General features: G+C 39.0%; 13 protein-coding genes and 2 other annotated features. Of the genes, 12 read left to right on the top strand and 1 reads right to left on the bottom strand.

Annotation, left to right across the window (positions count from 1 at the left end; genetic code table 11):
- Positions 1-147: 147 nt before the first annotated feature.
- Positions 148-1,422 (bottom strand): bacillibactin exporter BcbE, encoded by a 1,275-nt coding sequence (gene bcbE / locus PH210_RS24545; RefSeq protein ID WP_289989009.1) that lies wholly within the window; start codon positions 1,420-1,422, stop codon positions 148-150.
- 179 nt (positions 1,423-1,601) lie between these two features.
- Positions 1,602-1,853: a binding site (T-box leader), on the top strand.
- A gap of 36 nt (positions 1,854-1,889) precedes the next feature.
- Positions 1,890-2,139 (top strand) — a binding site (T-box leader).
- Between the two features lie 61 nt (positions 2,140-2,200).
- On the opposite strand from bcbE, the gene trpE reads away from it, so the two are divergent.
- The 12 genes from trpE (at position 2,201) to PH210_RS24485 (ending at position 12,756) form a co-directional block, all read left to right on the top strand.
- Positions 2,201-3,589, top strand: a complete 1,389-nt coding sequence (trpE, locus tag PH210_RS24540; RefSeq protein WP_289989008.1) for an anthranilate synthase component I — start codon at positions 2,201-2,203, stop codon at positions 3,587-3,589.
- Complete coding sequence (locus PH210_RS24535) at positions 3,586-4,197, top strand: anthranilate synthase component II (RefSeq protein WP_289989007.1); 612 nt, start codon at positions 3,586-3,588, stop codon at positions 4,195-4,197. Before trpE ends, PH210_RS24535 begins: the two co-directional genes overlap by 4 nt.
- On the top strand, positions 4,169-5,197 hold the full coding sequence (gene trpD / locus PH210_RS24530; RefSeq protein WP_289989006.1) for an anthranilate phosphoribosyltransferase: 1,029 nt from the start codon (positions 4,169-4,171) through the stop codon (positions 5,195-5,197). Before PH210_RS24535 ends, trpD begins: the two co-directional genes overlap by 29 nt.
- Positions 5,198-5,989: an indole-3-glycerol phosphate synthase TrpC gene (gene trpC / locus PH210_RS24525; RefSeq protein ID WP_289989005.1), complete on the top strand. Its 792-nt coding sequence runs from the start codon at positions 5,198-5,200 to the stop codon at positions 5,987-5,989.
- Positions 5,986-6,612: a phosphoribosylanthranilate isomerase gene (locus PH210_RS24520; RefSeq protein ID WP_289989004.1), complete on the top strand. Its 627-nt coding sequence runs from the start codon at positions 5,986-5,988 to the stop codon at positions 6,610-6,612. Before trpC ends, PH210_RS24520 begins: the two co-directional genes overlap by 4 nt.
- Entirely contained in the window at positions 6,609-7,808 is a 1,200-nt protein-coding gene (trpB, locus tag PH210_RS24515) for a tryptophan synthase subunit beta (RefSeq protein WP_289989003.1), read from the top strand. The genes PH210_RS24520 and trpB overlap by 4 nt, the downstream gene beginning before the upstream one ends.
- Before the next feature lie 2 nt (positions 7,809-7,810).
- Entirely contained in the window at positions 7,811-8,596 is a 786-nt protein-coding gene (gene trpA / locus PH210_RS24510) for a tryptophan synthase subunit alpha (protein ID WP_289989002.1), read from the top strand.
- A gap of 182 nt (positions 8,597-8,778) precedes the next feature.
- Complete coding sequence (mnmH, locus tag PH210_RS24505; RefSeq protein WP_289989001.1) at positions 8,779-9,684, top strand: tRNA 2-selenouridine(34) synthase MnmH; 906 nt, start codon at positions 8,779-8,781, stop codon at positions 9,682-9,684.
- A 526-nt stretch (positions 9,685-10,210) separates the two neighbouring features.
- Entirely contained in the window at positions 10,211-10,339 is a 129-nt protein-coding gene (locus PH210_RS24500; RefSeq protein WP_289989000.1) for a hypothetical protein, read from the top strand.
- A 27-nt stretch (positions 10,340-10,366) separates the two neighbouring features.
- A complete protein-coding gene (locus tag PH210_RS24495) occupies positions 10,367-11,044 on the top strand; it encodes a response regulator transcription factor (RefSeq protein WP_289988999.1) in 678 nt (225 codons plus the stop codon).
- The gene (locus PH210_RS24490) at positions 11,041-12,438 is read left to right on the top strand and encodes a HAMP domain-containing sensor histidine kinase (RefSeq protein WP_289988998.1); all 1,398 of its coding nucleotides are present in this window, start codon (positions 11,041-11,043) and stop codon (positions 12,436-12,438) included. Before PH210_RS24495 ends, PH210_RS24490 begins: the two co-directional genes overlap by 4 nt.
- Positions 12,439-12,528: 90 nt before the next feature.
- Positions 12,529-12,756 carry a hypothetical protein gene (locus tag PH210_RS24485; protein ID WP_289988997.1) on the top strand — a complete coding sequence of 76 codons (228 nt, stop codon included), beginning with the start codon at positions 12,529-12,531 and terminating at the stop codon, positions 12,754-12,756.
- Positions 12,757-12,835 lie beyond the last annotated feature (79 nt).

The raw sequence follows: 12,835 nt of genomic DNA, 5'->3' as shown, positions 1-12,835 counted from the left end.
CGTGAAATAGAGGTAACCTGGAGATCCTCAGGCGCTTTCATCGCCGAGGAGGCTCCAAGACCTCCCCGCTGAAAGCGAGTGCCCGAAGCGGAAATAAACATTTGTATAGCAGAGCCCGAATATAGAAAAAAGCTGAGGACATATTCCTCAGCTCTCTTTGGGTTTAATGGCTTTCAAAGCGACCAAGGCAGCCAAAATACTTAAACTGCTAAGAAGGATAAAAATCCAGTGGTTAGAATGTTTCATGAACAAAGCAATAATCGGAGGCCCAGCCGCTACTCCGATAAACCTCATCGAACTGTATATCGATGTAATAGTACCCCGTTCCTCCTTCTCAACCCCTTCAGTAATTAAGGCATCGAGACAAGGAAGACCAATACCAATCCCTACCCCGCTTATTAAAAACATCGTGAGCATATACCACAGCTTTATGGAAAACCAGAGGGCAGCAATGGAGAATGCCGCAGCAACCATTCCACCAAAGGTTAACCATTTCATTAATACTTTATTTTTTTTAATAACTTTGCCGCTTATATAGGATGATAGGCAAAGTGCCCCAAGTGGTAATGCTAAAAAGAAGCCTTTTTTAATAGCCTTTATCCCATATTTTGTTTCAAAAATTTCAGACAGGTAGAAGAGAATTCCAAAAAGGACGAGCATAAGAATGCCACCAATAAAAAAGATGGCATAAAGCCAACGACCTTTTTTCGTAAAGGTTTTCTTAACATTTATAAAAAATTCCTTAAATGGGACTGGTTTAGCAGATGATTTGGGGCATTTAACAAGAAAAATCATCAACAAAACAGAAATACCACAAAAAATTGGAAAAGAGAAAAAAGGTAAAAACCAAATAAATCCAGCTAAAAATGCCCCTAAAATTGGACTTAAAACTTTTCCAAAGGTGTTGGAGGTTTCAATTAAGCCAAGTGTACAGCTGACATCGTCATCATTCTTAAACATATCGCCGACGAGCGGCATGACAATCGGAGCTGCACCGGCAGCACCCACACCTTGAAGTGCACGCCCAATTAAAATCAGCCAATAAGCATTATCTAATTTCCAAGCGGCCCAGCCAGATAGCAGTCCTCCAATTCCGGCGATGATAAGACTTGGAATAATGACCTTTTTTCTGCCAATATGATCAGATAAATATCCGGCAACAGGGATTAAAAAAATAGCAACGATAGAATATACCGTAATGATCATACTGGTTTGAAAGGAAGAAATCGATAATTTTTTCTCCATCGTTGGCAAAACTGGAATTAGCATCGAATTTCCTAAGGTCATCACTAAAGGAATGGAAGATAGCGAGACAATGGCCCACTTTTGGCTTGAAACCTCATTGGACCTCTTTTGCCCTGCCCGAGACTGTTTCTTTTTAGCAGCTCGTGGATTTTGGCCTAACTGTTCAATATGTTCCATTAATCTTTGATCCCGCCTTAAATTATTTTCTACTGTTAATATTCACTTAAACAGTTTTAAAAAACTAATCCTTTAAATGGAAGTTGATTGAGTATTTTAATGACGATTTCGAAGATTGAAAAAATTAATGCTTGACAATGAAGGATGAACTGTAATAATATAATAAACAATAATATGAACGTAAGGCATTGACGAAGAGTAGTACCTTTAACGGATTCTTTAGAGAGCTGATGGTTGGTGGAAATCAGTGTTGACGTTTTAGGGAATGGACTTCCGAGCCTCCAAACCGAACCTCCTCGAATGGTCAGTAGGCTTTGGCGAAGATCTCATCGTTACAAGAGACAGATATTAAAGCTATTTGCTTCGATATCGGTAAAGTGAGCTAATTTTTTAGCTAATGAAGGTGGCACCACGGGTCTTCCGTCCTTTTTTGGATGGAGGGCCCTTTTTGTATTTAAAAATAATATAGAAATTCGTTGAGCAAGAGGAGTACACATTTTTGTTTCTTTGCAGAGAGTCGGGGATGGTGAGAGCCCGATAAGAAAGGATTTGTGGAATGGACTTGTGAGAGGCATCTTGAACAAAAAGTAGGGATGCACGGAATTCCACCGTTAAAAGGATAGGATATCGAATGAAATAATTCTGTATCCGAAAGAGGAAGCAGGTTGGGCCTGCTTCAAATGGAGGTGGCACCACGGTCCGAGAATCGTCCTCTATATGCGTATTTTTACATGCGCATATAGAGGGCGATTTTTTTTATTAAGAAGGGAGCTTGATTATGACAACAAAACCCAAATATATCGTAGAGGAAATAAAAGGAGATACGCTTACCCCCATTTCGATTTTACAAAAAATTAGCGGGAAAAAGAAATTCTTGTTGGAAAGTTCTCATAAATACAATGACTCTGGCCGCTATTCCTTTATTGGCGCAGATCCAGCCTTTGAGCTTATTTCTAAAGGGAATTCTAATGAAATTTTCAATCGGGCTGGTGAAAAAAAAGTAGTGCATGGAAATCCAATCGAGGTTATAAAAGAGCTTTTACCGAATAAAAGCCTGGAACAGCTGCCTTTTCCGTTTATTGGAGGAGCAGTTGGATATGTAGGATACGACATTATCCGACAGTATGAAGGTATTGGAGAAGAATTTCCAAATGGAATGGAAATGCCGGATGTCCACTTAATGTTCTATGAAGAGGTTATCGTTTTTGACCATCTTGAAGAAAAGGTAATGATTTGCGGATGCCAGCTTTCTGAAGAAAATCAGATAACAGAAATAGAAAAACGGATAAATCAGAGGATAGAAGAACTGAAAAAACCTACATTCTACCCAAATGAGAAGCCATTTCAATTTACTGGATTTGATTCTGAAACAAGTCAAGAGGTCTTTATCAAAAATGTGGAAATAGCAAAAGAGCATATTTTAGCAGGTGACATTTTTCAAGTGGTTCTTTCGAGAAGAATGAAGTCAATCTTTGCCGGAGACCCTTTATCTCTTTATCGGAAGCATCGCGCACATAATCCAACCCCGTATATGTTCTACATCGATTTTGAGGACTATACCGTAATTGGATCATCACCGGAGAGCTTGATAAAAACTAGGGGGAATAAGGTTTTTTCCAATCCAATCGCAGGTACCAAAAGACGAGGCAGAACCAAGGAAGAGGATTTATTAATCGAAGAAGAGTTAAAAAAGGATGAAAAGGAATTAGCTGAACATAAGATGCTGGTCGATCTTGGCCGAAATGATCTCGGAAAAATTTGTGAGTTTGGCACTGTTCAAGTTGATAGGTATATGGCCGTTGAAAAATACCGTCATGTGATGCACTTGGTATCAGAAGTGAGCGGGGTTCTAAATTCGGAGAAAACAGCGATCGATGCCTTGGCAGCATGCTTACCGGCAGGGACGGTTTCAGGTGCTCCAAAGGTTAGGGCAATGGAGATCATTAACTCATTGGAAAAGTCAAAAAGAGGCCTCTATTCAGGTGCAGTTGGTTATGTATCGGCTAACGGGGATATGGATTTTGCCTTGGCCATCAGAACGATGATTTTGAAGGAAGGATATGCCTATATTCAAGCTGGTGCTGGGATTGTATACGACTCGAACCCGGAATCAGAATATCAAGAAACGATAAATAAATTAAATTCCTTCTTGGAGGGTGAGAAATGATTTTACTGATTGATAACTTCGACTCCTTCACCTATAACCTTTATCAGTATTTAGGTGAAATCGGCGAAAAGGTTGAGGTAGTTAGAAACAACCAGCTTACCGTTGACAAAATAAAAGAATTAAACCCAAAAGCGATTATTCTCTCACCTGGACCAGGTAAACCTGAGGATGCGGGAATTTGTATTGAAGTGATTCAAACCTATTATAATCAGTTCCCAATCTTAGGAATCTGCCTTGGCCATCAGGCGATTGGAGCGGCTTTCGGAGGGGAAATTCAAAGGGCTGAATTAATCAAGCATGGTAAAACATCCATCATTTCGCACAATGGTGAAGGGCTTTTTAAAGATCTGCCGGAGGTATTGGAAGTCATGCGCTATCACTCCTTGATTATTGAGAAACGCACGATGCCAGAAGTCCTTCAATGTGTTGCAGAGTCTTGTGATGACCAAGAAATTATGGCGATAAAGCATCGAAATTTTCCAGTCTATGGTCTGCAGTTTCATCCCGAGTCAATTGGAACGCCAGCTGGAAAACAAATATTGAAAAACTTTTTACTTGAGATCGAAAGGATGAGGACAAATGAAGAATTATTTACTCCAGTTAGCTGAGCGTGAATCCTTTTCTGAAAGCCAGATGAAAGAAGCAGTTGATTTCATCTTGGGTGAAGAAGTTTCAGAATCCGAAATCGCCGCCTTTCTAATGGGGTTGAAATCCAAAGGAGAAACAGTTGATGAAATTACGGGTATTGTCAAAGCAATGAAGGCCAATACCCTGACCTTTAAAAAGAGATTGCCAGGTGTAATTGATAATTGTGGAACAGGGGGGGATGGTTCCTCGAGCTTTAATGTCAGCACAACCTCTGCTTTTGTAATCGCTGGCGCTGGAATTCCTGTTGCCAAACATGGAAATAGGAGTGTTTCAAGCAAGACAGGAAGTGCCGATGTTTTAGAGTACTTAGGGGTGAATTTAAATCTGTCAGCAGAAAGAACAGAAGAAATTCTTCAAGAAATCGGACTATCCTTTTTATTTGCACCGAACGTCCACCCAAAATTGAAAAAAGTAATGACCGTTCGAAAACAATTGAAAATACCAACAGTGTTTAATTTTATCGGGCCGCTGACAAATCCAATTGATTTAGACTATCAATTGCTCGGTGTGTATCGAAGAGACCTAATAAATGTTTTTGCCGATGTTCTAAAGAAGTTAGGCCGTAAACGGGCTATTGTCATTAATGGGGCAGGGTTTATGGACGAAGCATCTCTCCAAGGAGAAAACCATCTGACCCTTTTGGAGAATGGAATCATTACCAACCAATCCTTCCATCCTGAAGAGGTAAATCTACCGCAATATGATAATAGCTGTATCAAGGGCGGAGATTCAAAAGATAATGCCGAAATTTTAGTCAAAGTGTTAAAAGGCGAAAAAGGTGCTTACCGTGATACCGTATTGCTTAATGCAGGAATGGGGATTTTTACAGCGGGCAAAGCAAATTCCATTAAGGACGGAATTCAAGCAGCCAGTGAAATCATTGATTCCGGTGCTGCTTATGAAAAATTAACGAACTTAATTGAAAAATCACAAGCATCCGGTAAGAAAGAGGCGATTTAAGTGGAAACAATCTTAGATAAAATTATTGCTCAAAAGAAAAAGGATATTCTCCTGCTCCTTGAAGGGAAACAGACATTGCATTCTGTTGTTCGTCAGAGAAGATCTTTTATTCAAAAGCTGCAAACAGCAGAAGAAATATCCATAATTTCTGAATTTAAGCGGGCATCACCTTCTAAAGGAATTATTAACGATACGATTCCACCAGCCATTCAGGCAGGTTTATATGAAGAATATGGCGCTTCCGCGATTTCTGTCCTGACAGATCAAACCTTTTTTAAAGGATCATTTTCTGATTTGCTGGAGGTTCGAAACACGGTGAACCTGCCGATTCTATGTAAAGACTTTATTATTGATCAAGTTCAAATTGATTTTGCTGCAGCTCACGGCGCAGACATTGTTTTGCTGATTGTTGCAGCATTAGACGAATTTAAATTGATAGAACTTTTTCAATACGCTAAGGGCATAGGGCTGGAAGTATTGGTGGAGGTTCATAATCTGGAGGAACTGGAAACAGCCCTGAAAACGGGTGCCAAGCTTATTGGCGTAAATAATCGCGACTTAAAAACCTTTCATGTCTCGCTTGAAGTTACAGAGAATCTAGCAACAGTTGTAAGAGATGCGGGTGCCTTTCTCATAAGTGAGAGTGGAGTCCACCACCAAGAAGATGTGGAACGTGTAAGAAATGCAGGTGCAAATGCGGTCTTAGTCGGGGAGGCTTTCATGAAAAGTGCAGACGTGAAACAATCCTTCTTGAACTTTCGCTTACCTTTGAAAGAAGGTGCAGGAAGATGAAAGTAAAAATTTGCGGAATATCCGATGTGGAAACAGGAATTGCGGCCTCCCAATTTGGTGCCGATGCTATTGGGTTTGTATTTGCAGAAAGTAAAAGGAAGGTTTCGATTGATAAGGCAAAAGAAATAGCTTCCTTCCTGCCTGAAGAAGTGTGTAAAGTTGGGGTATTTGTTAATGAATCAATGGAAGCAATAGAAAGAATTGCGTCCATTGTTGGTCTTACTCATATCCAATTACATGGTGACGAAACGGCTCCTTTTAGTGAATCACTATCATTGCCAGTTATCAAGGCCATTAGCTTTCAGGGAAATGAGAACTTAGCAACCTATAAGAATTTTCCGAGTGACTATTTGTTACTAGACAGTCCAAAAGGAAAATATCGAGGTGGAAATGGCACTGCTTTTAATTGGAACGAGGTCAATTTAAGTTTGATAAATAGTAAACGTGTCATTCTTGCAGGCGGATTGCATGCAGGCAATGTGGAAGAGGCGATCCATATTATACAACCCTATATGGTTGATGTAAGCTCTGGAGTCGAAACGGATGGTAAAAAGGATCTCCAGAAGATAAAAACATTTATTGAAAAGGTAAAAGGAAGCTTAATTGGAGGGATTACAAAATGAACACATATACATTACCAAATGAAAAAGGTCATTTTGGCATTTTCGGCGGAAGATTTGTACCAGAAACACTAATGAAGGCAGTCATTGAGCTTGGTGAGGCATATGACGATGCAAAGAAGGACCCTAGCTTTCAAGCAGAAATTCAAAGATTATTAAAAGATTATGTGGGGAGAGAAACCCCATTATACTTTGCCGAAAATCTTACAAAGTATGCTGGAGGAGCAAGGATTTTTCTAAAACGTGAGGATTTGAATCATACGGGTGCACACAAAATTAACAATGCTATTGGTCAGGCACTTCTAGCAGTACGAATGGGGAAAAGAAAGATTGTCGCTGAAACGGGCGCCGGGCAGCATGGTGTGGCAACAGCAACGGTTTGTGCCTTATTAAACCTTGATTGCATCATCTTTATGGGTGAGGAAGATATCAAGAGGCAGGCACTAAATGTGTTTCGAATGGAATTGCTGGGGGCAAAGGTAGTCAGTGTGACATCTGGCAGTGCCACCTTAAAAGATGCTGTGAACGAAGCCTTAAGGTACTGGGTTGCCAATGTGGATGATACCCACTATTTATTGGGGTCTGTAATGGGGCCGCACCCATTTCCACAAATGGTTAGGGACTTTCAAAGTGTAATCGGCAAAGAAACAAAAGAACAATTTCATAAGCTTGAAGGAAAGCTTCCTGATGCAGTGGTCGCCTGTATTGGAGGCGGCAGTAATGCCATGGGCATGTTTCATCCGTTTATTGAGAATGAGGAAGTCAAGCTTTATGGCGTAGAAGCAGCTGGACGAGGTGTTGATACAGAATATCATGCTGCTTCCCTTACAAAAGGCAAACCGGGTGTACTGCATGGGTCTTTAATGTATTTATTGCAGGATCAGAATGGTCAAATTCAAGAAGCCCATTCGATTTCCGCCGGTCTTGATTATCCTGGCGTAGGACCAGAACACAGCTATTTAAAAGAAATCGGCCGAGCAAACTATCAATCTATTACGGATAAAGAGGCACTTGACGCTTTCCAGCTATTATCAAAAATGGAGGGAATCATACCGGCACTTGAAAGTTCACATGCAGTTGCCTTTGCTGTAAAACTTGCAGCTGAAATGAAAACAACAGAAAGCATTGTGATCTGCTTGTCTGGACGCGGTGATAAAGATGTAGATGCTGTGAAAAACAGGCTTGAGGGGGAGAATTAATCATGAATCGGCTCGAACAAACTTTTACAATATTAAAAGAAGATCAAAGAAAAGCGTTTGTACCTTATTTAATGGCAGGAGACGGCGGACTGGACTGTTTAGCAGACCGGCTGGTTTTACTAGAAAAGTATGGAGCTACTGCTATTGAAGTAGGAGTCCCTTTTTCTGACCCGGTAGCGGATGGGCCTACGATTCAACAGGCAGGGATTAGAGCACTGGAAAAAGGAACAACCTTAAGAGGAATTATTGCTGAAATTGAAAAAGCGAGAAAAGTGGTTACGGCTCCGATTATCCTTATGACCTACTTAAATCCTATTTACTGTTATGGAATCAGTGAATTTGTCCGAGATATTAGCAATGCAGGTGTTGACGCTTGTATTATACCGGACTTGCCTGTGGAAGAAGAGGATCTTATTGCGCCACAGCTTGAAGAAGCACAGGTTGAATTAATTCGTCTTGTTACCCTTACAACTCCAATCGAAAGGATAAAGACGATTGCAAGTAAGGGAAAGGGATTTTTATATACAGTAACGATCAAAGGGATAACAGGAACGAGAAATGAATTTGACAGTGAGCTGCATCAATTTTTAAAACAGGTGAAAGAAGTTAGTACGATTCCTGTTTTGGCTGGATTTGGGGTCTCTAATGAACAGCAGGCATTAGAATTAACAACAAATTGTGATGGTGTTATTGTCGGAAGTAAAATAGTGGAATTATTTGATAAAAATGAGCTGGCAGAAATGGAAAAATTAATGTCTGTTTTTAAACAAGAATCAAAAATATTATAGGAAATTGTGTTAAATGCTAACAGGAATTTTGAAATTCTTGATAGCGGTGATTATCTACCTTATAATATGATTATACTCGTAATATATAAAAATTTTTTCTTGCTGACAAACTTTGTACGAAACTTCCCATAGAGGAAGTTTTTGTTTGTTTTAATATTTATTTTAGAGGGAGTGTAGTATCTATGAAGGAAATAACTGTTGAAGAACTTATGACGATGAAGAATCCGATCATCATTGATATACGCTCGCCAATTGAGTTTAACGATGGTGCTATTCCTGGTGCAATCAATGTGCCTTTATTTACTGACGAAGAACGCCAAGAAATAGGGACAATTTATAAACAAGTTGGACAGGCAGCAGCAAAATGGAGAGCGATGGAGCTTGTATCTCCCAAAATACCTGATTTACTTCAAACGATTAAATCATTTAATAAGGACGGAGAACTGATTATCCATTGCTGGCGCGGCGGAATGCGCAGCAAAGCTGTTGTAACGTTTTTAGAATTTGCCGGCCTTTATTCATGGCGTTTGGTCGGCGGATATAAAGCCTATCGTAATTATATCCTGGAGAAATTGCCAACCATGCTGCCAAGCCAAGCTATTGTGTTGCATGGATTAACTGGAGTCGGCAAGACGGAGGTTTTGAAGATTTTAAAACTGAAGGGATATGCTGTTTTGGACCTTGAAGAAATGGCCGGCCATAGAGGTTCGATTTTTGGTACCATTGGTCTTGGTGATGGATATAACCAAAAAACCTTCGATGCTCTTCTTTTTAAAGGTTTAAGTGAAATCCAGGGTTCGGACTATTTTCTAGTTGAAGCAGAAAGCAAGCGAATTGGCAAAGCTGTTCAGCCGGAGGAATTAATGATAAGTAAGTTTAAAGGTATTAACATTTACATTCATTCACCAATAGAGCAGCGAGTTCGGCAGCTCGTTACCGAATATGTGCTTCCATATAAAGATCAGCCTTGGTATCTGGAAAAAATTTCTGCTAGTTTAGAAAAGGTGTTAAGAAGGATAAAAGATAATGATATTAAAAAAGGACTTATGCAAACATTAGAGGATCAGAATTATCCTGAAATGATTTAAATTTTACTTGAGCACTATTATGACCCTCGCTATGATCATGCAAGACAGGATTACGAAGGAGAATTTTTTGATATTTTTGCCGAAGACCCGATTGACGCTGCGGATCAAATTGCAACAAAGTTAAAAGAGTTATCAGTAAGACCTCAGCTTGTTCTAAATAATTAATTCTAATCTATTTTTAATGATATTTTCATTTATCTTTATGATTTCTCTTGTATGATAGGCTTGTATGAATAATCTTTGGGAACCGGCTTGTTAATAATTTTGATTATTTAAGTTCATTTTGCTTATGTTTGCTTCTTTCTTGCTGCTAAGAACAAGCATAACCAAAATGAGGGTTCCCAATCGTCAGCACACGTTTCGCGCGTGTGCTTTTCTTTATCATTTTGCTGTTGAATTGTGCTCCAAACAACATATATTTTTATTAGATTCTCATTTTCTTTTCATACGGTTTTCCTTTTTCAGCACTATAATGAGCTCAATTACAGTTTATATATTTAGACTGCTGAAAAAGGAGGAATGCAAGATGCCTTGGGTTCGTTTTGTCATTGTTGGCTTCTTTTCACTTACCGCATTTTCTCTTATGTCATACCAGTCGATAGAAATTGTACATGCAGTAATTAATTTTTTTCATGACAAACATCAGTTAAAATAAAACAAAAAACAATGTGAGCGTGGAAATATGCCTAAATTATTAATCATTGAAGATGAAAAAAACTTAGCCAGATTTATTGAGCTCGAATTGAATTATGAAGGCTATGAAACAAAAGTTGCATCTGATGGCCGTAACGGGTTGCAATTGGCCCTTACTGAAACCTGGGACGCCATCCTGCTTGATTTAATGCTGCCGGAATTAAATGGTCTGGAGGTCTGCCGCAGGATCAGACAGGCAAATAAGACCCTGCCAATCATTATGATTACAGCAAGGGATAGTGTTCTTGACCGTGTCTCCGGCCTTGATAGCGGGGCAGATGACTACATTGTTAAACCATTTGCGATCGAGGAATTGTTAGCTAGATTGAGGTCCTTGTTTCGAAGGGTTGAGGCATTAGGAACAACAGAATTAACAACAATTACGTTTAAGGATATTGTAGTTGAACTGGAATCATGTGTGGTTAAAAAAGGCGATAAGGTGATTGGTTTAACCAAACGCGAGTATGACCTTTTAGTGATTTTCATGAGCAATATTAATATCGTTCTAACAAGAGAAGTACTATTAAATAAAGTTTGGGGTTATAGCACCGGGGTAGAAACAAATGTTGTGGATGTTTACGTACGCTATCTGAGGAATAAAATTGATGATCAAAATCAGGCAAGCTTTATTCAAACAGTGCGCGGCACAGGATATGTTATGAGATGAAAAAGATAATAGGCTATTTTTTAAAACGGCTTCCCTGGCAGACTAAATTAGTCTTAAGCAGTTCAACGGCCATTTTTCTAACTTTTTTCTTGTTTAGCCTTTTGGAATATCATACCGTATCAAAATGGATGTTGAACCGAGAGGAAATTGCCATAAATAGAACCATCACAGATATTGCTGCCTTTTATAAAGTTAAGCCGGGCCCTTTATCCCAACAGGATATAGAACACAGTGAAGTCTTTTTAAGAAAAATGAACGATAAAGATCAGTTAATCAGGGTATACAATCAAAAGGGGGAACTGCTTGTTTCTGATAAAAATGGAGACTTTTCAGTGTTAGAGCCAACTCCTGCAAAAAAAAGAACGACTGAAAGAGTGTCCATCGAAGGTCATGAAGCTATTGTTGCGAGATACCCCTTAATGAGTTCAAAGTTTAAAGGAACCCTAGAGATTGTTCGGCAATTAAATAACTATCATAAAATGATGAGTAACCTCTTTTGGGTCATGACGATATTTGGGTCAGCAGCAATACTTTTTAGTGCTATTAGCGGTTTTTTTCTTTCAAGGCAGCTGTTAAAACCAGTCAGGGATTTGGCACGAGCCATGAAACGGATAAAAGAAAATGGTTTTCAAGGAAGAATGGAATTATATGTGCATAAGGACGAATTAACAGACCTTACAAACGTTTTTAATGAAATGATGGATGAAATCGAAAAGTCATTCATGAAGCAAAAACAATTTGTAGAGGACGCTTCCCATGAATTGCGGACACCCGTTTCAATCCTTGAAGGGCACCTGTCATTATTGAATCGCTGGGGGAAAAAGGATCCTGCTATTCTTGATGAATCCCTTGCTGCCTCATTACAAGAACTATCTAGGTTAAAAAAGCTAATAAATGATTTACTACTATTAACACGTGCAGAAAACCCACGTGTAAAAAGTGGGGATAAGGCGGATATCCCTGCTGTATTACAGCACTTGATTAAAAATATTGAGATTGTTCATCCCGAGTACCAGTTTAACCTTGAAATAGAACAGCCAATTTCTAAGGCTGCGATCTCCGAGCAGCATTTAGAACAAATCCTGATTATTCTCATCGATAATTCGATCAAGTATTCACACGAAAATAAAACAATCTGGATTTCTGCTCATCAAAGAGGACGTGAAATATTGTTATCTGTTATCGACAGTGGAATTGGCATATCTAGTGAACATATTCCGGAAGTATTCAATCGTTTTTATCGAGTAGACAAAGCACGCGGCCGGGAAAATGGAGGAACGGGTTTAGGATTATCGATTGCCAAGCGTTTAATTATGAAATACAATGGATCCATTTCGATTGAAAGTAAAGAAGGCGTCGGAACAAAGGTCAGTATGATTCTTCCAATTAATTAATAGGGAAAATTCTAAATTTTAACACAACTAATCATAACGATTTCCTATTATAATAGAATTAAGATCAAGGTGTAGAAAGGGTTGAGAGCAATGCGGGAATCGAAGATTAGTTATCATCTGTTAGTTGATTGCCAAGAACATAGTTCCTTTACCTTTGAAGATGGGATTAATATGTTTAGTGTTAATGCTTATTCTCATACATGCTTAAATTGTGGGCAGATAGAAGGAAAAGAATCATTAGACCCAAATATTATCGATAAACGAAATAAAGTCCCTAAAACACTCCACCACATTTCTTTAAAAAAAGTTTTCTATTGAAAAGACCGGTTTCGGTCTTTTTTTGTTGTACATATGAAATTATTTGTTCAAAATTACACACACTAAACAAGGTCCATAA

Origin of the sequence: Paenibacillus sp. BSR1-1, assembly GCF_030403775.1 — a bacterium.
Classification (GTDB): Bacteria; Bacillota; Bacilli; order Bacillales; family Cytobacillaceae; genus Neobacillus.
The sequence above is the reverse complement of the archived record's forward strand: the minus strand, read 5'-3'. Positions and strand labels throughout refer to the sequence as shown.